The organism is Lysobacter sp. ISL-50, from assembly GCF_018612875.1.
GTDB lineage: Bacteria > Pseudomonadota > Gammaproteobacteria > Xanthomonadales > Xanthomonadaceae > Lysobacter.
Genome location: NZ_JAGGRI010000012.1, coordinates 26,040 through 46,911 on the forward strand (window position 1 = coordinate 26,040; position 20,872 = coordinate 46,911).

At 66.8% G+C, this 20,872-nt stretch carries 17 protein-coding genes; 15 read left to right on the forward strand and 2 right to left on the reverse strand.

Translation table 11 applies throughout. The features are described from left to right. Positions 1-410: 410 nt before the first annotated feature. The 5 genes from J7J50_RS07925 (at position 411) to J7J50_RS07945 (ending at position 5,820) form a co-directional block, all read left to right on the forward strand. The gene (locus J7J50_RS07925; protein ID WP_215056933.1) at positions 411-1,145 is read left to right on the forward strand and encodes a hypothetical protein; all 735 of its coding nucleotides are present in this window, start codon (positions 411-413) and stop codon (positions 1,143-1,145) included. Between the two features lie 417 nt (positions 1,146-1,562). Continuing rightward, positions 1,563-2,219 (forward strand): DUF4166 domain-containing protein, encoded by a 657-nt coding sequence (locus J7J50_RS07930; RefSeq protein ID WP_215056934.1) that lies wholly within the window; start codon positions 1,563-1,565, stop codon positions 2,217-2,219. Next, entirely contained in the window at positions 2,216-3,157 is a 942-nt protein-coding gene (locus J7J50_RS07935) for a nucleoside hydrolase (RefSeq protein ID WP_215056935.1), read from the forward strand. The genes J7J50_RS07930 and J7J50_RS07935 overlap by 4 nt, the downstream gene beginning before the upstream one ends. 394 nt (positions 3,158-3,551) lie before the next feature. Next, positions 3,552-3,794: a type B 50S ribosomal protein L31 gene (locus tag J7J50_RS07940; protein WP_215056936.1), complete on the forward strand. Its 243-nt coding sequence runs from the start codon at positions 3,552-3,554 to the stop codon at positions 3,792-3,794. 718 nt (positions 3,795-4,512) lie between these two features. Then, positions 4,513-5,820, forward strand: a complete 1,308-nt coding sequence (locus J7J50_RS07945; protein WP_215056937.1) for a citrate synthase — start codon at positions 4,513-4,515, stop codon at positions 5,818-5,820. Positions 5,821-5,964: 144 nt separating this feature from the next. On the opposite strand, the gene J7J50_RS07950 is transcribed toward J7J50_RS07945, so the two are convergent. Together J7J50_RS07950 and J7J50_RS07955 are read right to left on the reverse strand one after the other, a co-directional pair. Further along, the gene (locus J7J50_RS07950; protein WP_057941760.1) at positions 5,965-6,618 is read right to left on the reverse strand and encodes a hypothetical protein; all 654 of its coding nucleotides are present in this window, start codon (positions 6,616-6,618) and stop codon (positions 5,965-5,967) included. A 224-nt stretch (positions 6,619-6,842) separates the two neighbouring features. Beyond that, a complete protein-coding gene (locus J7J50_RS07955; protein WP_215056938.1) occupies positions 6,843-9,416 on the reverse strand; it encodes a penicillin-binding protein 1A in 2,574 nt (857 codons plus the stop codon). Positions 9,417-9,992: 576 nt separating this feature from the next. On the opposite strand from J7J50_RS07955, the gene J7J50_RS07960 reads away from it, so the two are divergent. The 10 genes from J7J50_RS07960 to J7J50_RS08005 all read left to right on the forward strand — a co-directional run bounded on the left by J7J50_RS07960 (position 9,993) and on the right by J7J50_RS08005 (position 20,868). After that, positions 9,993-11,051, forward strand: a complete 1,059-nt coding sequence (locus J7J50_RS07960; protein ID WP_215056939.1) for a pilus assembly protein PilM — start codon at positions 9,993-9,995, stop codon at positions 11,049-11,051. Next, positions 11,051-11,872 (forward strand): PilN domain-containing protein, encoded by an 822-nt coding sequence (locus J7J50_RS07965; RefSeq protein WP_215063040.1) that lies wholly within the window; start codon positions 11,051-11,053, stop codon positions 11,870-11,872. The genes J7J50_RS07960 and J7J50_RS07965 overlap by 1 nt, the downstream gene beginning before the upstream one ends. Continuing rightward, positions 11,869-12,579, forward strand: coding sequence for a type 4a pilus biogenesis protein PilO (gene pilO, locus J7J50_RS07970; protein WP_215060607.1), 711 nt, complete (start codon positions 11,869-11,871; stop codon positions 12,577-12,579). Before J7J50_RS07965 ends, pilO begins: the two co-directional genes overlap by 4 nt. Before the next feature lies 1 nt (position 12,580). Continuing rightward, positions 12,581-13,132 carry a pilus assembly protein PilP gene (locus tag J7J50_RS07975; RefSeq protein WP_215060609.1) on the forward strand — a complete coding sequence of 184 codons (552 nt, stop codon included), beginning with the start codon at positions 12,581-12,583 and terminating at the stop codon, positions 13,130-13,132. Positions 13,133-13,147: 15 nt separating this feature from the next. Continuing rightward, on the forward strand, positions 13,148-15,271 hold the full coding sequence (gene pilQ, locus J7J50_RS07980; RefSeq protein WP_251044546.1) for a type IV pilus secretin PilQ: 2,124 nt from the start codon (positions 13,148-13,150) through the stop codon (positions 15,269-15,271). A gap of 337 nt (positions 15,272-15,608) precedes the next feature. Beyond that, positions 15,609-16,631 carry a MoxR family ATPase gene (locus J7J50_RS07985; protein ID WP_215060612.1) on the forward strand — a complete coding sequence of 341 codons (1,023 nt, stop codon included), beginning with the start codon at positions 15,609-15,611 and terminating at the stop codon, positions 16,629-16,631. A gap of 130 nt (positions 16,632-16,761) precedes the next feature. Continuing rightward, positions 16,762-17,658, forward strand: coding sequence for a DUF58 domain-containing protein (locus tag J7J50_RS07990; RefSeq protein ID WP_215060614.1), 897 nt, complete (start codon positions 16,762-16,764; stop codon positions 17,656-17,658). Further along, entirely contained in the window at positions 17,658-18,110 is a 453-nt protein-coding gene (locus J7J50_RS07995; RefSeq protein WP_215060615.1) for a DUF4381 domain-containing protein, read from the forward strand. The genes J7J50_RS07990 and J7J50_RS07995 overlap by 1 nt, the downstream gene beginning before the upstream one ends. Beyond that, a complete protein-coding gene (locus J7J50_RS08000; RefSeq protein ID WP_215060617.1) occupies positions 18,110-19,129 on the forward strand; it encodes a VWA domain-containing protein in 1,020 nt (339 codons plus the stop codon). Before J7J50_RS07995 ends, J7J50_RS08000 begins: the two co-directional genes overlap by 1 nt. Further along, positions 19,126-20,868 carry a VWA domain-containing protein gene (locus tag J7J50_RS08005; protein ID WP_215060619.1) on the forward strand — a complete coding sequence of 581 codons (1,743 nt, stop codon included), beginning with the start codon at positions 19,126-19,128 and terminating at the stop codon, positions 20,866-20,868. The genes J7J50_RS08000 and J7J50_RS08005 overlap by 4 nt, the downstream gene beginning before the upstream one ends. Positions 20,869-20,872: the final 4 nt, after the last annotated feature.

Here is a 20,872-nt window from a genome sequence, read left to right on the forward strand (position 1 = left end):
GTCGGCTTGATGTTGATGCGGATCGGTGGAGGGGACTCGCTGCTGCTCACAAAGATATGCTGCTCGGGCGGTCGAAAATCTGCTGGCCGTGTGAGGGCAAAGCTTCCGCCGGAACCGTCTTAGATCAAACCGCGCAATTGCACCCGATTGCCATTCTTGCGATAGCTCGGTGCAATGAATGCGCCGCGATAGATCGTCCAGGGAGCGGGATGTAAGTGCCCTTGCCATGATCATTGACGGCCGTCGCGGCTGCAGCGGGTGTTTGTTCCGCTTGAACTACGGCTACGATCTCGGTTTCAGTCAACGCTTGGGCCGCCGACAATTGCGATAACTTGAGAGATGTCGGCGCAAGGTGTTCGTTACCGTCAGGACATCGGTCCTGATTACCCACGATGAGCAGGCGTAAAAACATGATTCAAGAGCAGGATTTGCTGGCTCTTTTCGAGAACGTCATCTCTATCGGCGACGGCGTGCTCAAATGCCAGTTGGATACACCCAGGGCGGTGTATCACCACTATCTCAAACCTGCGGCGGCAGGTTCTGAGAGCCCTGATCTGTTGATGGTTTCGAAAAATCGCGAAGACGATGAATTTGCTCGCTTAGTGTTAACCAGTCTCGATGTGCCGGATGTGCCGAAGCGCTTGATTCATGTGGATTTTCCGAAAGATCGATATAAATTTTCCGGCGCCTTGATCGCACCCCCGGCGTATTATTTTTATTTGAACGGCCTGCCCGACGACAAGCGCAAGAACTTGCTTTTGTGCTTGCCTTGTCATCATTCCGAATTCTCGGGTGACGAGTCGGCCGATGAATTTGTTTCGATGTGCAGGAAGGTTCCTGCGCTGGAGTGGGGGCGCGAAATTCATCCAAAAATCGTGCTGTATTTCGATAACCCGGCGACCGGTGGCGGCAGCGCGGAGCCAGGGGTTCTGGTCGATTTTGATTTGCTGCTTCGTGAGATTGACGGTATTGACGGCGTCGAGAATGCGTTTGTCGACATCACCAATTACCGCGGTGGCGTCCGTGAAGTCCTGTCTATCGGAAGGGACGCTTTCGTACTGATCACTGAGCGCGATGATTCGAACCAAGAGCTGATGGGCAAAGAGCTTTTAGTCGATCGCATATGGGCTTTCTTGACGGATTGATGCGAAAGAAATTTTTGGTGTCTGTTGTCCGGGCGACCTTTCTCTTCGCATTTCCGTCGCCTTTTGAGCCCTGGATGCCACCAGATTGAGTGTCAGCGATTGTCGGAAACGGCAGTACGCTGCTCTCTTTGTCGTCTAGGAAACAGAAATTTCAGGCGTGGGCTGCAACCGACAGCGGGAAACAACTCAGGCCGGCGGTACTGTTGGCGCGGACTCGTTTGCATACGGGTATCGGTGGTAGCTATGTAGGCGATCGTCCGTCTTTCGCTCAGGGAGGCAAGCTGACCTCCAGGGTCAGATGAGGGTGCACAGGCTCAAGGATCGCGGAAATCGACGAATTTCCCCGCCGCGCACCCCGATTCCCACACGTCCGCAAGATTTGGCATAGTGTGCCGCCAGCTGGAGGTTGTGCCCCGGATGCCGGGAGTCCCTCAAAACGCGGCAACGCAATGGTTCGGCCCGGCTTTCGACCGGCTGCATCCCTTGCTGCAAGCGCTGCACCGCAGCGGCGGCACCCTGGGCGGGGAGATCGCCATCTCCACCGGCGCCGGACTGGCCGGACGCATCGGGCGCCGGTTGGCGCGCAAGCGTGGCATTCCGGTGGATCGGCCGCGGCGCGGGTTCCGGGTCGATATCGTCCACGACGAACAGCGGATGCAGTGGCGCCGGCGTTTCGACGACGGCAGCGAACTGCTCTCGGTATTTCGTCCCGTGGGCCGTTACCCGGACGGGTATTGGCTGGAATCCACCGGCCCGGCGCGGATGATGCTCGGCGTCGATCTCGACGGCGGCGGTTGGCGCTGGCGCCTGCTCGGCGTCGATGTGCGCGGCATGGCGTTGCCGCTGTTTCTGTTTCCGCGCACCGACGCCTGCAAACGCATCGAACGCGATGAGCGCGGCGAAAGCGGCGAGCGTTATCGCTTCGCTGTCGCGTTCTCATTGTTTCCCTTCGGCGAACTGCTGCGCTACGAAGGCGCGCTGCACGCCATCCCGGCCGTTTCGGCCTCATCGGCCGATCCGGCCGGCGCAGCGGTGTTCGCTGCGCAAAGTTCCGCAGAACGAGTGACTACATGACCGACCGCATTCCCCTGCTTATCGACACCGACCCGGGCGTGGACGACGCGCTCGCCTTGCTGATGGCGTTCAACGATCCGCGCCATGAGCTGGTCGGCCTGACCATCGCCGCCGGCAACGTCGGCCTGAAACACACCGTCGCCAACGCGCTGAAGCTGTGCGAAGTGGCCGGTGTCGATGTCCCGGTGTTCGCCGGCGCCGACGCGCCGCTGCTGCATCCTTCGCCCGACGCGGGTTATGTGCACGGCCAGGATGGTTTCGGCGATGTCGGTTATGAAGCCGCCAAGCGGAAAGTCGAAGCCGAGCACGCCGCGCTGGCGATCATCCGTCTTTCGCACGAACACGCCGGCAAACTGCTGCTGGTCGCGCTCGGGCCGCTGACCAATGTCGCGCTCGCGCTCAAGCTCGATCCCACCTTGCCGCAACGCATCGCGCGTCTGGTGGTGATGGGCGGCGCGGTGACCTGCCAGGGCAACATCACGCCGGCGGCGGAGTTCAACATCTATTTCGATCCCGAAGCCGCGCACATCGTGTTCGAAGCGTTCGAACACCTGGATCTGGCCGATTGGGAAGCGGTGGTCGCGCACGGCCTGCTTCACGATCGCGTCGTCGGTTGGTTCAAGACCGATTCCGCGCGCGGGCAATTCTACGAGCGCATTTCGGAGAAGACCCGGATGTGGTCGATCGACCGCCGCGGCGATCACTGGCATGCGGCCGACGCGTTGGCGATGGCGTTCGCGCTGGAACCCGAAGGTGCGCTGGACGTGCAGTCGCGGCCGGTGTCGATCGAGCTGGACGGCACTCACAGCCGCGGCGCGACGGTGGTCGATTGGCGTCGTCAGGAGGGCAAGCCGGATAAGGCGGCTATCTTGATGAAATACGATCAACAGCGCTTCGAAAATCTGATCCAAGCCGCCCTATCCGCGTCCCCCGCGTAGGCATTAGGCGGCCGCCGCCCCGATCCGAAGAACCCAGCCACTTCGCCAACCAGACAAGCCAAGAGCCCAAGCCGCCCAACCCCCGGGCGGCTTCACCTAGCCATCAAACAAACCGACAGCTGTCAGGTGTTAGGACAGCGCCGAGGAGGCTGCCGCAGGAGCGAGTGCTCTCAATGAAGGGAGTTCCGCGCCCGCCCGCGCCCTCACCCCAACCCCTCTCCCGCAAGCGGGAGAGGGGCTCTAAAGGCGCTTCGGACGGTCCAGGCGGCTGCCAGCAGACCGGCCGGGCAAGGCCAGCAGCCTAACCCCACCTCCCCCAAACCCCACACTTGCACCACCCCCCAACCCCCCGCTATACTGCCCGACTTTCCCGCACACCTTAAGGTTGAGTGCCATGAAGGCAGGCATCCATCCCGAATACCGCAACGTCGTCTTTCAGGACGTCACCACCGACTTCCAGATCCTTACCCGTTCGACCCTGTCGAGCAAGGAAACGATCAAGGTCGATGGCGCTGAGTATCCGTTGATCAAAGTCGATATCTCTTCGGCTTCGCACCCGTTCTATACGGGCAAGCACAAGATCATGGACACCAGCGGCCGCGTCGATAAGTTCCGTAAGCGTTACGCGCAGAAGTAATTCGCGTCGCCGAAGCAATTCGGAACACATCGCTGCACGCATAACGGCTGCCCGCGAGGGCGGCCGTTTGCGTTTGCGCGCTTTCCGGCGTTGCGTGGCTTAGCCCGGGCCTGTTCGTCGAGAGCGCTTGCCTCGATGCCGATCAAGCCGCGCCAGGCTGTCCGCGTCCATCCCGAATCACACGGGCCCGGCACCGCTTTGGCCCCGGCTCGCGCGCACCAATCTCCACTGGTCCGGTCGAAGCCAGCCGCCATGTTCGCGTGCGCAGCTTTCGGCTGAGCGCTTGTCGCGTCCCGCTGAGCGCCCTCACCGCCGCGATCCCGATCGCCGGCGATGAACAAAGCCGGCCATTTCGGCAACCCGCCCGCCGCAATCATCGCCGCCTCCGCGGCCGCCCCGGTTCCGGCCCCGTTCCAGCCCGAAACCGCGCGAATCCAGCCGCAATCCACTCCACCGCAACCCCGCCGCCGCCCACTGGCACGTCAGCCGCCACATCGCGGCAACCGGACGGTCAAATAATCGTCGTAAGCGCCCGGCCGCCTTGGATTCCCGCCCCGGGCGCGAAACGCTGCGTGCCCCCGGTGACGCCGGCCCCAGCAAACTCCGAGCATTGGCTCTGAGAGCGTTGTGCGATAATTCACTATCGCAACGTGCTTGCGACCCCCTGTTCCCCTCCTGCCGCGGCCACCCTCCGCGGCAGCAGACTGAGGAGTGTTTCGTGTCCGAAGATTCCAACAAAACCCGCCTCGATCAGGTCACCGTGACCGCCGGCGACAAGAACTTCGCCCTGCCGGTGCAGCACCCGGTGCTCGGCGCGCCCTGCGTCGATATCGCCAAGCTGCCGAAAGAAACCGGGATGTTCACCTACGACCCGGGCTTCACCGCGACCGCCAGCTGCAAGTCGGCGATTACCTACATCGACGGCGACGAAGGCGTGCTGCTGTATCGCGGCTACCCGATCGAACAGCTGGCCGAGAACTCGAACTTCCTCGAAGTCGCCTATCTGCTGATGAACGGCGAACTGCCGTCGGCGACCGAGTTCAGCAAGTTCGAACACGAAGTCACGCATCACACGATGATGCACGAGGCCTTCCGCACCTTCCTCTACGGCTTCCGTCACGACGCCCATCCGATGGCGATGTTGGTCGGCATGCTCGGTTCGATGGCGAGCTTCTATCACAACGAGTTGGACCTGGAAGATCCGGAGCAGCGCCGTCTGGCCGCGATCCGCCTGATCGCCAAGGTGCCGACCATCGCCGCCGCCTGCCACCGTTATTCGATCGGCTGGCCGATCCGTTATCCGAAGAACAGCCTGGACTACACCACGCGCTTCCTGCACATGCTGTTCGAAGTGCCGAGCGAGCCGTTGCAGCTGAGCCCGGTCGCCGCCAAGGCGATGGACCTGTTGTTCATCCTGCACGCCGATCACGAGCAGAACGCATCGACCTCGACCGTGCGTCTGGTCGGTTCGACCGGCGCCAACCCCTACGTCAGCGTCGCTTCCGGCGTCGCCGCGTTGTGGGGACCGGCGCACGGCGGCGCCAACGAAGCCGTGCTCAAGATGCTCAACGAGATCGGCCGTCCGGAGAACGTCAAGGCCGCGGTCGATAAGGCCAAGGACAAGGAATCGGGTTTCCGCCTGATGGGCTTCGGCCACCGCGTCTACAAGAACTACGACCCGCGCGCCGCGCTGGTGCGCAAGATGACCCACGACGTGCTCGGCGAACTCGGCGTCAACGATCCGCTGCTGGAAGTGGCGATGAAGCTGGAAGAAGCGGCGCTGAAGGACGATTACTTCGTCCAGCGCAAGCTCTACCCGAACGTCGATTTCTACTCGGGCATCATCTACAAGGCGCTGGGCATCCCGGTGGAAATGTTCACGGTGATGTTCGCCATCGCGCGCACTGCCGGCTGGGTGTCGCATTGGCTGGAACAGCAGAACGATCCGGAGAACAAGATCGGCCGTCCGCGCCAGATCTACACCGGTCACGGCGTGCGCGACTACGTGGCCGCCGACAAGCGCTGAGACGTTCGCACTCGCGATCAGTGAAAACGCCCCGTTCGCGGGGCGTTTTCTTTTGTGCGAAGGGCAGGTCGCGATTGGTTCGAAGTTGGGTTGCGCTGGCCGCTCAGCGCTGGCCGCGCATCGTGCGCGCGACCGCGGCAACCGCTAGCCGCGTTCGAATTCGGAAATTTCCTCATCGGCGAGCAACTGGCGCAACTGGCTCGCGGTCGCGCGTCGCATCGGTTTCTCATCGACGTTCGACAGCGGCGCCTGGCGCAATACGTCCAGCGGCAATACCGTCAGGTCGAAGGTCAGTTCCTCCGCGCTGAACACCCACACCGGAAAGTCTTCGCTGCGTTCGCGGTCCAGACGCAGGCGGCGATCGCGCGCTTCGGCCGGGATGCGGTGGTGTTCGAGGAACATCGGCACGGCTTCGGGATCGTCGCTGTACAGATGCAGCGCGACCGGGCTGCGCGCGTCGGCGGTGCCGTCGAGCACCGGGCCGATCAGGCGCGGCTCGAATTCGCGGAAGAACTCCAGCGCGCGCAGGGCCGCTTCGCGGCGCTGGCGCAGGCCGCCGAGATGTTCGCGTTGAAACAGGCGCTGGTATTCGCGCAACGCGTCTTCGATCTCGCGGTTACGCGGCAGCGAGGCGTCGTCGAAAATGCCGAGGCGTTCGGCGGCTTTCAGCTTGGCCTGGTGGTAGTCGCGGATCCCGCTTTCGGCGATCAGGCGGGCGGCTTCGTGGGCGAGGCGGTGACGGCGCTCGCGGATGCGGGTCTGCGCATGCTGATGTGCGTGCTGTCGGGCCTGGTGCATCTCGACCTCCGGGCTGGCACGGCACGGCGAGGGCTTTCGCCGCGGCCGGGTAAGCCGGCAGGCCCAAAACTAGCACGTTCGTCTATCACGGCAATGTCCAGGCCGGGACAGGGGGTTCAGGCGCCAGATAGGGCAAGGACGAGCGCCGGCGCCGGCGCGCGGGCAAGAAAAAGGCCGCATGCGCGGGGGCATGCGGCCTTCGTCGGTGGTGCGGCTGGTGGCGGTCAGAAGATGTCGAAGGACTCTTCCGAGGGCGCGGCGTCTTCGTGGCCGTAGTCGGTGTAGGTCTGCATGCGCTCCAGATCCTCCGCCTTGACCCATTCCATCACGCCGCCGGCGCCGTCGGGAATCAGCGCGCCGTTGCCGGCCACCGAGACCTTGACCATGCCCTGCGGCGGCTCGTTGGGCTGGATCGGCTGATCCTTGAGCGCCACGCGCATGTAGTCGATCCAGATCGGCAGCGCGGCCTTGCCGCCATATTCGCGGTAACCCAGCGACTTGTAGTTGTCGCGGCCGACCCAGACCGTGGTGACGTAGGGGCCGCCGACGCCGGAGAACCAGGCGTCGCGGTGCTCGTTGGTCGAACCGGTCTTGCCGCCGACGTCTTCGCGGCCGAGTACCTTGGCCGCGGTGCCGGTGCCGCGTTTGACCACGTCGCGCAGCATCGAGATGATCTGGTAGGCGATGCGGTCGTCGATCGCGCGCGGGGCGACGTTCATGGCGGCGATTTCGGCCGGGGTGAGCGGCTTCTTCGCCGGTTCCGCCGGCTTCTTGTCCTTGTCCTTGCCGCTCTTGTCCTTGGGATCGGGCTTCTTGGCGTCGGCGCTGTCGGTGCCCGGCGCGGGGCCCAGGTCGAAGCCATCGACGACATTGTTGGCCGGCAACGCCGCCGAGGCGGTGGCGCCGCGGCCGACGCATTCGGAGCAGGCGGTGGCGGGCTTTTCCTTGAACACCACCGCGCCGGCGCGGTCCTTGACCTCGTCGATGAACCACGGGGTGATGCGGAAGCCGCCGTTGGCGAAGGTGGCGTAGCCGCGAGCCACCGACAGCGGCGTCAGCGAGGCGGTGCCCAGCGACATCGACAGGTTCGGCGGCAGTTGCTCGACTTCGAAACCGAAGTGGCTGATGTACTTGCGCGCGAAGTCCACGCCGATCGCGTCGAGCAGGCGCACCGAGACCAGGTTGCGCGACTGCACCATCGCCTCGCGCACCCGCATCGGGCCGGCGAAGTTGCCGCTGTCGTTCTGCGGGCGCCACAGATGGCCGCGGCGATCCTTGAACACCACCGGCGCGTCGAGCACGATCGAGGCCGGGTTGTAGCCGCGTTCGAACGCGGCCGCGTACACGAACGGCTTGAAGCTCGAACCCGGCTGGCGCCGCGCCTGGGTGGCGCGGTTGAACTTGGCGCCGGCGAAGCTGTAGCCGCCCGACAATGCGCGCAGGGCGCCGTTGCCGGGTTCCAGCGACACCAGCGCGGCCTGCGCCTGCGGCAGCTGATCCAGGCGGTAGCTGACCACCGGCGGTTCGCTAGGCGCGGCCGGGGCGGGGTCGCCGGGCTTGGCTTCGGCGGCCGCCTTGGCCGGGGTTTCCAGGCGCGCGATGCGGGTCACGTCGCCGCGCTTGAGCAGGCTGCCGGGACTGCGTCCGGCGTAGCCCTGCTTGTCGTCCAGGGTCAGCTCGGTGCCGTCGCCGAGGACCACGGTGGCTTGCGAGCCGCTGATCGACAGCACCACCGCCGGCAGCAGGTTGGCCTGCGCCGGAATGCCGCGCAGGCGCACGCGCGCGGCCGTGGCGTCTTCGCTCGGGGCGAGGTCGAAGTGTTGTTCGACGCCGTGCCAGCCGTGGCGGCGGTCGTACACCGCCAGGCCGTCGCGGATGGCCTTGTCGGCGGCGATCTGCAGGGGCGGGTCGATGGTGGTGGTGACGTGGTAGCCCTTGGTCAGCGCTTCGGCGCCGTAGCGGGCGACCATTTCCTGCCGCACCATTTCGGCCACGTACGGCGCGTAGACCTCGACCGGGCGCTCGTGCGGCGTGGCGTGCATCGGCACGGCCTTGGCCTGGGCGGCTTCGGCGGCGGTGATGAAGCGCTGCTCGGCCATGCGGTCGAGGATGTAATCGCGGCGCAGCTTGGCGCGCTCGGGATTGCTCAGCGGGTTGCCGCTGGAGGGAAACTTCGGAATGCCGGCGAGCGAGGCCATCTCGTCGAGCGACAGCTCGCTCATCTTCTTGCCGTAGTAGAACTCCGCCGCCGCGCCCACGCCGTAGGCGCGGTTGCCGAAGAAGCTCTTGTTCAAGTACAGCTCGAAGATCTCGTCCTTGCTCAGCTCGCGCTCCATGCGCATGGCCAGCAGCATTTCGCCGAGCTTGCGCTTGTAGCTGTATTCCGAGCTCAGGAAGAACTGGCGCGCGACCTGCTGGGTGATGGTCGAGCCGCCCGGCACGCGCTTGTCGTCGGTGGTCGCCAGCAGCCAGATCGCGCGGCCGATGCCTTTGTAGTCGATGCCGTGGTGCTGGTAGAAGCGCGAGTCTTCGATCGCGATGAACGCCTGCTTCTGGCGTTCGGGCACGTCTTCGATCGCGATCGGATAGCGCCGGGTCTCGCCGAACAGCGCCATCAGGCGGCCGTCGCGGGCGTAGACGTACATCGGTTCCTGCAGTTCCACCGTGCGCAGGGTTTCGACGTCGGGCAGTTTGGGGACGATCAGGTAGTACAGGGTGCCGAGCGCGATGGCGCCCAGCAGGGCCACGCCGATGAACGCGTAGAGCGCCCAGCGCAGCCAACGGCGAATACGGGACATCGAATCGGGTTCCGGAGTCGGTGGTCGTGACGGGCAAGTATAGAGGAGCGCGGATCGCGACCCCGATCCCGATTTGCATCGGTTTGGACGGGGCCTGTGCCGGGCCGGGTCGGTGACGGTCGGGTGAAGTCGGGCCGCGCCCAGGGCGGGAGCGGCGCCGGCGCCGCGCCGGGCCGGGCTCACCCAGGCTCACCGGTTTGCCATGGACCTTGCCGGACCTGTGAACGGCCGCGCATTGCCGCGTTAGGGTGGTCGCGCGAACTGTAGCGGCCGGCACGGATCGCGGCGGCGCGGCGATTGCAGGATCGGTGAACAGCGGCCTGGAGCGACATCCGGGCCCTGGCGAGCACGCCCCGTCTCGTGATTGCGATCGCATGTCGCTGGCTCATGGCGGATTCGTTGCATCTGGCACTTGACCTGTGGACTGACGGTGGTGGTCACGTGACGCCAAGGGTCAAAAAAGCACGACTGGGTTGGCAAACCCAAAAGAAGTGGTTGCCAGCCTGTGAAAAGTCCGTTATCTAATCCGGGGCCACACGAAGTGCGCGTAAGCGCTTGTGGCATGGGGAGATAACTGTGGGACTCATCACAAAAAGCCAGCCGGCCTTGGTCGGTGTGGATATCAGCTCGACCGCGGTAAAGTTGCTGCAACTCTCACGAGTGGGCAATCGCTACCGCGTTGAGCATTATGCGGTCGAACCGCTGCCGCCCAATGCGGTGGTGGAAAAGAACATTGTCGAGGTCGAAGCGGTGGGCGAGGCGATCAAACGCGCTGTCGCTCGATCGGGGACCCGCGTGAAGCACGCCGCCGCCGCGGTCGCCGGTTCTTCGGTGATCACCCGCGTCATCGGCATGCCGAGCGATCTCGACGAAGACGAGTTGGAATCGCAGATCGAGCTGGAGGCGGCCAACTACGTGCCGTATCCGATCGACGAGGTGAACCACGACTTCGAAATCCTCGGCCCGATGCCGGGCAGCCCGGACATGGTCCAGGTGCTGCTCGCGGCCTCGCGTTCGGAGAACGTCGAAGTCCGGGCCTCGGCGCTGGAGCTCGGCGGCCTGACCCCCAGGGTCATGGACGTCGAAGCCTTCGCCATCGAGAACGCCTTCGCCCTGCTCGCCGACACGCTCAGCAGCCCGCGCGACGGACTGGTGGCGCTGGTGGACTCCGGCGCGACCATGACCACGCTCAATGTCTTGCGCAACGGTCGCAGCCTGTATCACCGCGAACAGGTGTTCGGCGGCAAGCAGCTGACCGACGAGGTGATGCGCCGCTACGGGCTGAGCTACGAAGAAGCCGGTCTGGCCAAGCGCCAGGGCGGGTTGCCGGAGAGCTATCAGGCCGAGGTGCTTGAGCCGTTCAAGGAGGCGATGGTCCAGCAGGTCAGCCGTCTGCTGCAGTTCTTCTATGCCGGCAGCGAGTTCAACCGCGTCGATCAGATCGTCCTGGCCGGCGGCGGCGCCTCGATTCCGCGCATCGCCGAGATGGTCGAAGAACAGCTCGGCGTACCGACCACCGTGGCCAATCCGCTCGCGCACATGACCCTGGGCCCGCGTGTCCAGGCCCATGCGCTGGCGCAGGACGCGCCCGCGCTGATGATTGCCTGCGGCCTGGCCCTGAGGAGCTTCGACTGATGGCACGCATCAACCTGCTCCCGTGGCGCGCCGAGCGCCGCAAAGCACGACAGAAGGAATTCGGCGCCATCCTCGCCTTGTCGGCCCTGGCCGCCGCGGCGCTGTCGGTGCTGATCGTTTTCTACTACAGCAGCGAAATCAGCGGCCAGCAGAACCGCAACACCTTCCTGGAAGGGCAGATCGCGGAAGTCGATAAGAAGCTGACCGAAATCGAAGAACTCGACAAGAAGAAGGCCAAGCTGCTCGCGCGCAAGGAAGTGATCGAGAAGCTGCAGTCCAACCGCTCGCAGATGGTGCACCTGTTCGATTCGCTGGTGCGCACCATTCCCGACGGCGCGGTGCTGACCGCGATCAAGCAGGACGCCGAGACGCTGACCCTGGAAGGTCGCGCTCAGTCCAACGCCCGCGTCAGTAGCTACATGCGCAACCTCGAGGTCTCCGGCTGGATGAGCAAGCCGGACCTGACCATCATCGAGGCGAAGGATGGTGGTGGTAAGGGTCTGCCGTACGAGTTCAAGCTGACGGTGAAACTGGCCAACCCGAACGCGCCCAAGGACGAGGACGGCGACGGCATTCCGGACGCGCCGGTCGCGGCTCCGGTCGATGCGGCCGCCGCCGCTGCCGGCACCGCGCCCGCGGGCGGTACGGCTCCGGCCGGTTCCGCTCCGGCCGCCGCGCCTGCCGGTGCCGCCGCGCCGACGGCCAAGCCCGGTGCCGCACAGCCCGCCCCGGCCAAGCCCGCGCCCGAGGCCGCCAAGCCCGCCGCCACCCCGGCCAAGCCCGCGCCGGCCGCCCCGACCAAGACAGGAGCCGCGTCGTGAGCAGAAAGGCTTCGATGAAGAACTTGGACTTCAACAACATCGGCGGTTGGCCGCGTCAGGCGCAGATCATCTTCTGCGCCGTCGTCGGCATCGTGATCATCGGCCTGGCCTGGTGGCTGTTCGTCAGCGACAAGCGCACCGAGCTGGAAGGCCTGGAGCGCAAGGAAACCGAACTGCGCGGCACCTTCGAGACCAAGCAGGGCCGCGCCGCCAACCTGGAGCCGCTCAAGCAGCAGCTGACCCAGATGGAACAGCAACTGCAGCAGATGCTGCGCCAGCTGCCCAGCAAGACCGAGATGCCCGACCTGATCGTGGACATCTCCCAGACCGCGCTGGCCACCGGCATTTCCAACGAGCTGTTCCAGCCCGGCGCGGAAGTCCCGAAGGAGTTCTACGCCGAGAAGCCGATCGCGCTGCGCATGGTGGGCACCTACCACCAGTTCGGCGCCTTCGTCAGCGGCGTGGCTTCGCTGCCGCGCGTGGTCATCATGACCATGCACGACATCTCGCTGAAGCCCAAGGGCAGCAACAACAAGGACGCGCTGGGCGGGATCACCCCGAACAGCCCCCTGGAGCTGGCCGGCACGGTCAAGACCTACCGCTATCTGGATGAAGACGAGATGGCTGCGCAGAACAAGCCGGCCGACGGCACGGCAGGCGCGAACGGCGCTCCGGCGCCGGCCGGCGACAAGAAGGAGGGCACCTGACATGCGCGCTTCCTTCGTGCTTAACCGCTCTTCGCTCGCCGCCGCCTGCGCGGTCGGCCTGGCCCTGCTCGGCACCGGTTGCTTCCGCAGCATCACCAGCACGCCCGGCGAGGCGCCCAATCTCGAGAAGTGGGTCGCCGAGATCAAGGCCAAGCCGGCGCCGCCGCTGGACCCGCTGCCGGTCATGCAACAGTTCGAGACCTTCGAGTACGCCGCGCAGGATCTGCGCGATCCGTTCAGCACCGCCTTCACCGACGAGGACACCGGATCGGGTCCGCGTCCGGAGAAGGCGCGACGCAAGCAGCCGCTGGAACAGTTCCCGCTCGATGGTCTCGACATGGTCGGCACCCTCGGACGCGGCAGCGGTATCGTGGCGCTGGTCATGGCGCCCGACAAAGTGACTTATCGTGTTCGACCCGGTGCGTACATGGGGCAGAACGACGGTCGTGTGACCGCCGTGACTGAGGAACGCATCGACTTGGTTGAACTGGTGCCGGATGGCGCAGGCGGTTGGCTGGAACGTCCGGCTTCCGTGGCGCTGGAAGATCAATGATTAGGGGATAGCATGATGATCGTATTCAACGCCAACAACATGCCGTCGGACCGACGCCCCATGGCCTCCGGCACCCGCATGGCCGGGCCCCGCATGGCCGGACTGGTAGTCGGTCTGCTGGCCGGCATCAGCGCCGCGCAAGCGGCGCCGCAGACGGCTCCGGCGGCACCCGCCGTCCAGCCGCCGGTCGCGCTCGCGGCCGCGCCGGCCGTGGCACCGACGCCGAGCAACGACCCGTCCAAGCAATTGCCGGGCACGATTTCGGTCGCCAACATCGACTTCAAGCGCGGCGACGGCGGCTCCGGCAAGCTGATCGTGCGCTTCAGCGGTGAAGGCGCATTGCCCGACATGCGCAGCCAGGGCGCGCAGGTGATGATCAACGTCGGCAACGCGCAGCTGCCGGCTTCGTTGCAGCGTCCGCTCAACGTCGCCGACTTCGCCACGCCGGTGCAGCGCATCGACGCGCGCACCAGCGGCACCGGCGCGCAACTGGTGCTCAACACCAGCGGCGCCTACGACACGATGGCGTACCAGACCGGTCGCGACTACATCGTGGAAGTGGTGCCGCGCACGGCGCAGAGCGGCAATCGCGCGGTAGGCGCGGCGGCCACCGCCGGCGGCGCCAAGCCGGCCTCCGGCGCGTCGCCGACCTCCGGCAGCATCAGCGCTCCGGCCCCGGTCGCCCGCACTTACGGCGGCCGTCCGGTGACCTTCAACTTCCAGGACGTGCCGGTGCGCACGGTGCTGCAGTTGGTCGCGGAAGAGTCCAACCTCAACATCGTCGCCGCCGACACCGTGCAGGGCAACGTGACCCTGCGCCTGGTCAACGTGCCGTGGGATCAGGCCCTGGACATCGTCCTGCAGGCCAAGGGTCTCGACAAGCGCCGCAGCGGCAACGTGGTGTGGGTCGCGCCGCAGGCCGAAGTCGCCAAGTACGAGCAGGATCGCGAAGACGCGCGCATCGCCCTCGACAACCGCGTCGACCTGACCACTGAGTACGTGCAGGTCAACTACCACAATGCTGCGCAGATCTATAAGGCGTTGACCGAGGCCAAAGGTATCGGCGGTGGCGGCACGGGTGGCGGCGAAGGCTCGAACAGCGAAAACGGCTTCCTCTCGCCGCGTGGCCGCCTGGTCGCCGACGAGCGCACCAATACCTTGATGATCAGCGACATTCCGAAGAAAGTCGCACAGATGAAGGAGTTGATCCGGGTCATCGACCGTCCGGTCGATCAGGTCCTGATCGAGGCCCGCATCGTCATCGCCAACGAAAGCTTCGCCCGCGATCTGGGCGCGCGTTTCGGTGTGTCCGGCCAGAAGGGCGACGTGATCACCAGCGGTACGCTGGAGAGCATCAACAACTACCGCAACACCACCGCCAAGAACGATCTGATTCGTGGTCAGGCGAGCAGCTTGATCGATGACGCGTTGGCGGCCGAGCAGCGTAACGATATTACCAAGGGCACGGCCCTGCGCGATCAGGCCCGTTCGCTGCTGCAGACCTTGACCAATCCGGCGTTCCTGTTCCCGGCCAGCCTCAATGCCAACCTCCCCGCAGCCACTTCCGGCGGCGCGCTCGCGTTCACCATCCTCGGCAAGTTCGTCGACCTGGACATAGAGTTCAGCGCGATGCAGACCGAGGGTCGCGGCGAAGTGGTCTCCAACCCGCGCGTGGTCACCAGCAACCAGCGCGAAGCGGTGATCAGCCAGGGCCAGGAAGTCGGCTACGTGACCATCTCGCCGCAGCAGGGCGGCAACAGCATTCCGATTCCGAACGTGCAGTTCAAGGACGTGCTGATGGAGATGAAGGTCAACCCGACCATCACCAACGACGGCCGCGTGTTCCTGAATCTGAACGTCAAGAAGGACGAGGTCGAAGGCTTCATCGATACCTCGATCGGTCAGGTGCCGCGGATCGCCAAGCGCAACATCAACACCGCGGTGCTGGTCGAGGACGGCCAGACGGTCGTGATCGGCGGCGTGTACGAGTTCAAGGACCGCACCGATCTGTCCAAGGTGCCGTTCCTGGCCGACATCCCGTTCCTCGGCAATCTGTTCAAGAAGAAGGGCCGCAGCAAAAGCAAAGCCGAGCTGTTGATCTTCGTGACGCCGAAGGTGATGAAGGTGTCGCAGCGCTGATTGCGGCGTCGTTTCGGCAAAGAGGGCCTGCGGGCCCTCTTTGCGTTTGTGGCGGCCGGCGATTGCCGCATTCGGCCGTTCAGGCGCGCGCGGCCGGCGCCGGCTGCGGTCCGGCGAATCCGCCTCCGCCTCGGTTCGACCGCCGGCCACGACCTTCGGCACTCCCGCCTCGCCGCCGCTTGGCGCCGAATGAAACTGGCGGAACGCGCTCGATATCGAGCGTCCCGCTCGCCCGCTGGCCACGCTCTGTGCCTCCGGGTTGAACCTCGGCGGCCGACTTCGGTCAAAATCGACCCGAACCTTTCCCGCCCCGCCCCCGCTCGCAACTGGATACCGGATGGACAGCGCACCGCAGATCGCTCAGCAAACCGTCGTCGCCGACGTCGACATCGCCCGCTTGCACGATGCGTTCAAGCATCTGCGCGATGCCCTTTCGCTGGAGATCGTCGGCCAGGCCGAGTTGATCGAACGGCTGCTCATCGCCTTGCTGGCCGACGGCCATCTGCTGGTGGAAGGCGCGCCGGGCCTGGCCAAGACCAGCGCCGTGCGCGCGCTCGCCGCGCGCCTGGAGGCCGAATTCGCCCGCGTGCAGTTCACCCCCGACCTGCTGCCGGCCGACCTCACCGGCACCGAGGTGTGGCGCCCGCAGGAAGGCCGCTTCGAATTCCAGCCCGGGCCGATCTTCCATCCGATCCTGCTCGCCGATGAAATCAACCGCGCGCCGGCCAAGGTGCAGTCGGCGTTGCTGGAAGCGATGGGCGAGCGCCAGGTCACCGTCGGCCGCGCCACCTACGCGCTGCCGCCGCTGTTCCTGGTGATGGCGACCCAGAACCCGATCGAACAGGAAGGCACCTTCCCGCTGCCCGAGGCGCAGCTCGATCGCTTCCTCATGCACGTGCGCATCGGCTATCCCGAAGCCGCGGCGGAAACCGAAATCCTGCGGCTGGCGCGCGAACGCGCGCGGCAGACGCTCAAGGCGGTGACCGAGCCGGTCGCGCGGATGCCGCTGGCCGACGTGTTCGCCGCGCGCGCGGCGGTGCTGGACTTGCACGTGGCGCCGGCGGTGGAACGCTATCTGGTCGAGATCGTGCTCGCCTCGCGCGACGCCGGCCGCTACGACCCCGCGCTCGCGCGCCGCATCGCCTGGGGCGCGAGCCCGCGCGGCTCGATCGCGCTGGAGCGTTGCGCGCGCGCCCACGCCTGGCTGGGCGGACGCGACTTCGTCACCCCCGACGACGTGCGCGCGATCGCGCCGGAAGTGCTGCGCCATCGCATCCTGCCCAGCTACGAAGCCACCGCCGAAGGCTGGGACGGCGATCGCCTGCTCGGCGAACTGCTCAAGAAGGTGCCGTTGCCTTGAGGGCGGGAGAGTCGGGATTCGGTATGGGAGACGGCGGCCCGCGCGGCGCCGGATGGATCGATGAGCTGCCGGACCAGGGATCGGGAATGAACACTGCGGACAGCGGCGTGAGCGGACGTGGAATCGGTCGATGAGTGATGGAATCGTTCCGAGCTTGGCCGAGCTGGTCGCCTTGCGCGCCGCCGTCAGCGGCCGCCGCAGCGCGCGCCTCGGTCGCCACGGCGTCAGCGGACAGGCGTTGTCGCCGCTGCGCGGCCGCGGCATGGAATACGCCGAGTCGCGCGAGTATTCGCACGGCGACGACGCGCGCCACATCGACTGGCGCCTGACCGCGCGCACCGGCCGCGCCCACACGAAATTGTTCCAGGCCGAGCGCGAGCGGCTGACGCTGATCGTCGCCGACACCGCGCCGTCGCTGTATTTCGGCACCCGCGTGCGCTTCAAGTCGGTGCAGGCCGCGCGCGCCGGCGCGATCGCCGCCTGGGCCGCGGCGCGCGACGGCGACCGCATCGCCGCGCTGCGCGGCAGTCTGCGCGAACCGCCGGTGAACCCGGGCTCGGGCCCGCGCGGCGCCTTGCGCGTGCTCGATGCGATGGTGCGCTGGTACGCACAGGCGCCAGCCGAGGATGCCGGCCTGGGCGTCGCCCTGGATCACGCCGCGCGCTTGCTGCGGCCGGGTTCGCGCCTGATCGTGCTGGCCGATCCGGGCAGCGTTGCGGCCCTGCCGCAGCGCCGCTGGGCGGTGCTGGCCCAGCATCACGAAGTGGTCGTGCTGCTGCTGACCGATCCGATCGAAACCCAACCGCCGCGCGGCGCCTTGCCGTTCAGTCGCGACGGCCAGCGGATCGAACTCGACCTGGGCGTGGACGCGCAGCGCCAGCGCTGGCACGACAGCTTCGTCGCCCCGGTCGAGGTCGCGCTGGAAAAACTGCCGGTGCGCGGCGTGCGCGTGCAGGCCTTGTCGAGCGATGCGGCCAGCGAATCCTGGCTGCCGCTGCTGGGCCGCGCGCGGCCGTTGGTGGCGTGATGGCCGCGCCGCTGGTTCTGCGCGATGTGCACCTGCCGGCCGCGCCCTCGTGGTGGCCGCTGGCGCCGGGCTGGTGGGCGCTGATCGCGGTGGTCGTGATCGTGTCGCTGGCCGCGTATCTGTGGCATCGCCGCCGCACTCGCCGCCGCCGCGAGATCGAGCAGGTCTTCGATCACGCCCTGGCCCAGGCCGGCACGCCCGCGGCCGAGGTCGCGGCGATATCGGAACTGCTGCGCCGCGCCGCGCGCCGTCGCGATCGCGACGCCGACCGCCTGCAGGGCCAGCAGTGGCTGGAATTTCTCGATCGCGGCAGCAAGCGCCAGGATTTCGCCGCCGGCAGCGGCCGCCTGTTGCTCGACGGCGGTTACCGGCGTCAGGTCGATGCCGCCCAGGCCGCGGCGTTGCGCGAGATCGCGCGTCGCCGGTTCCTGCAATGGATGGGCGTGCGCTGATGGCGAGCTTGGCTGTGATGCTGTCCGAATGGCGCGAAGTGTTCGCCTGGCCCTGGCTGCTGGCGGCGCTGCCGTTGCCGCTGTTGGTGCGCTGGCTGCTGCCGGCCGCGCGCGACGGCTCGGCGGCGTTGAAAGTCCCGTTCGGCGCGCGCCTGGATACGGTCGCCGCGGCCGGCGGACGCAGCCTGCGCGGCGGCGCCGGCGCCGGCGTGCTGGCCTGGATCGCGTGGGCGCTGCTGTGCGTGGCGGCGGCGAGGCCGCAGCAACTGGGCGAAGCGATCCGTCCGCCGCAGGTCGGCCGCGGCATGATGCTCGCGCTGGATCTGTCCGGCAGCATGAGCGAACTCGACATGAGCCTGGGCCGCCGCGCGGTCGACCGGCTGACCGCGGCCAAGGCCGTGCTCGCGGATTTCCTCGACCGCCGCGCCGGCGATCGCATCGGTCTGGTGGTGTTCGGCAATCACGCCTACGTGCTCGCGCCGCTGACCTTGGACCTGACCACGGTGCGCGATCAACTCGAAGACAGCCTGGTCGGCCTGGCCGGCCAGGAAACCGCGATCGGCGAAGCGGTCGGCCTGGCGGTGCGGCGCCTGCGCGACCAGCCCAGCGACGAGCGCGTGCTGATCCTGCTCACCGACGGCGTCAACACGCCCGGCACCGCCGATCCGATCCGCGCCTCGGAAATCGCCCGCGACGAGGGCGTGCGCATCCACACCATCGCTTTCGGCGGCGACGGTTCGATGTCGTTGTTCGGAATCAAGATTCCCACCGCCGGCGGCGGCGCGGAAGTCGATGAAGCGGCCTTGCGCCGCATCGCGCAAGTCACCGGCGGGCGTTTCTTCCGCGCCCAGGACACCGCCGAACTGGTCGGCATCTACGCCGAGATCAATCGCCTGGAGCCGGTACAGCGCCCGGGCAAGGCGGTACGTCCGCGGCTGGAGCGCTACGCGTGGCCGTTGGGCGGCGCGTTCGTGTTCGCCTTGCTGGCCTTCCTTTGGCCGCGGCGGAGGACGGCATGAATTCGGCCTGGAACGATCTGGTCGGCCATCTGGCGCCGCTGATCTGGCTGCGTCCGCATTGGCTGTGGGCCTTGCTCGCGCTGCCGCTGCTGGGCTGGCTGTGGTTGCGCCGCAGCCGCTCGCGCAATGTCTGGCGCGAACGGGTCGATGCGCATCTGCTGCCGCATTTGCTCGAAGCCAGCGGCGGCCGGCGTTCGAATCTCGCCGCGGTGGCGGCGGCGCTGGCCTATCTGTTCGCGGTGATCGCGATGGCCGGGCCGAGCTGGTCGCAGAGCGCGCAGCCGCTGTGGCAGGGGCAGACGCCGCTGGTGATCGCGCTGGATCTGTCCAGCCGCATGCTCGCCGCGGATCTGCCGCCGACCCGCCTGGCGCAGGCCAAGGCCAAACTGTCGTCGCTGCTGGCGCGTCGCAGCGGCGGCCAGATGGCCTTGGTGGTGTATGCCGACGATGCCTACACGGTCGCGCCGCTGACCGACGATCCGCGCAATCTGAGCGTGTTCCTGGATTCGCTCGCACCCGACATCATGCCCGGCGACGGCCAGCGCGCCGACCGCGCGATCAAGTGGTCGGCGCAGTTGTTGAAGCAGGGCGGTTTCGCGCGCGGGCAGATTCTGTTGATCACCGATCGCGCCGACGAGCGCGAGCGCAGCGCCGCCAATGCCGCGGCTGGCGACGGCTACCGGGTTTCGGTGCTGGGCCTGGGCAGCAACAGCGGCGCGCCGTTCCAGCGCCCGGACGGACGCATCGTGATGGCGCGCCTGGACACGCAATCGCTGCGCGCGCTGGCGGTCGAAGGCGAGGGCCGCTACGCCACCATCGCCCGCGACGACAGCGATCTGCGCGAACTCGGCGTGCTCGCGCCGGAGCGCGGCGATGTTGGCGCGGCCCAGGGCGAGAAACGCCTGGCCCGCGAGGACGACGGCTATTGGCTGCTGCCGCTGTTGATGCTGCTGGCGCTGTTGGCGTTCCGCCGCCGCAGCGGCGTCGCCGCGGTCGCGCTGCTGTGCCTGTGGCTGCCGATGGCGCCCGGTCACGCGCAATCGCTGTGGACCCGCGCCGATCAGGCCGCGCACGAACGCATCGCGCAAGGCAATCAGGCCTATCAGCAGGGCCAGTTCGAACAGGCCGCCGATCTGTACAAGCGCAGCGACGGCGCCGACGCGCAATACAACCTCGGCAATGCGCTGGCGCGCCAAGGGCAGTATCCGGAAGCCATCCAGGCTTACGATCGCGCGCTCAAGCAGCAGCCCGGCATGGACGATGCGATCGCCAACAAGCGCGCGGTCGAAGCGGCGATGAAGCGCAAGCCGCCGAAGGGCGGCGACGGCGCCAAGCAGCCCAATCCGTCCGGCGACAAGCCGCAGGACCCGAAACCCTCCGACGATTCGAAGTCGCCCAATCCCGACCAGGGCAAGCCGCAACAGCCGCCGCAGGGCCAGAACGAAAAAGACCCGGCGCAAAACCCAGGCAAGGCGCCGGCCGACGACAAAGAGGCCCAACGCAAGGCCGACGCCGAGCAGCGCGAACGCATGCAGCGCGAGCTCGAACGCCAGGCCAAAGAAGGCGACAAGGGGCCCAAGGGCGAACGCGAACCGGCGCGCACGCCGGCGCAGCGCGAGCGCCGGCAGGCCAACGACGCCTGGCTCAAGCGCGTGCCCGACGACCCGGGCAGCCTGCTGCGGGAAAAATTCAAGATCGAATACGCCCGGCGCCAGATGTCGGCGTTGGAAGGAGATTGAGGCC

Coding starts and splice junctions, on each gene's coding strand:
- J7J50_RS07955 (WP_215056938.1), bottom strand. CDS start 9,416: ATGTCCCGTATTCGCCGTTGGCTGCGCTGGGCGCTCTACGCGTTCATC.
- J7J50_RS07930 (WP_215056934.1), top strand. CDS start 1,563: ATGCCGGGAGTCCCTCAAAACGCGGCAACGCAATGGTTCGGCCCGGCT.
- J7J50_RS07925 (WP_215056933.1), top strand. CDS start 411: ATGATTCAAGAGCAGGATTTGCTGGCTCTTTTCGAGAACGTCATCTCT.
- J7J50_RS07940 (WP_215056936.1), top strand. CDS start 3,552: ATGAAGGCAGGCATCCATCCCGAATACCGCAACGTCGTCTTTCAGGAC.
- pilQ (WP_251044546.1), top strand. CDS start 13,148: ATGATCGTATTCAACGCCAACAACATGCCGTCGGACCGACGCCCCATG.
- J7J50_RS07995 (WP_215060615.1), top strand. CDS start 17,658: ATGGCCGCGCCGCTGGTTCTGCGCGATGTGCACCTGCCGGCCGCGCCC.
- J7J50_RS07975 (WP_215060609.1), top strand. CDS start 12,581: ATGCGCGCTTCCTTCGTGCTTAACCGCTCTTCGCTCGCCGCCGCCTGC.
- J7J50_RS08000 (WP_215060617.1), top strand. CDS start 18,110: ATGGCGAGCTTGGCTGTGATGCTGTCCGAATGGCGCGAAGTGTTCGCC.
- J7J50_RS07950 (WP_057941760.1), bottom strand. CDS start 6,618: ATGCACCAGGCCCGACAGCACGCACATCAGCATGCGCAGACCCGCATC.
- J7J50_RS07965 (WP_215063040.1), top strand. CDS start 11,051: ATGGCACGCATCAACCTGCTCCCGTGGCGCGCCGAGCGCCGCAAAGCA.
- J7J50_RS08005 (WP_215060619.1), top strand. CDS start 19,126: ATGAATTCGGCCTGGAACGATCTGGTCGGCCATCTGGCGCCGCTGATC.
- J7J50_RS07990 (WP_215060614.1), top strand. CDS start 16,762: ATGAGTGATGGAATCGTTCCGAGCTTGGCCGAGCTGGTCGCCTTGCGC.
- J7J50_RS07935 (WP_215056935.1), top strand. CDS start 2,216: ATGACCGACCGCATTCCCCTGCTTATCGACACCGACCCGGGCGTGGAC.
- J7J50_RS07985 (WP_215060612.1), top strand. CDS start 15,609: ATGGACAGCGCACCGCAGATCGCTCAGCAAACCGTCGTCGCCGACGTC.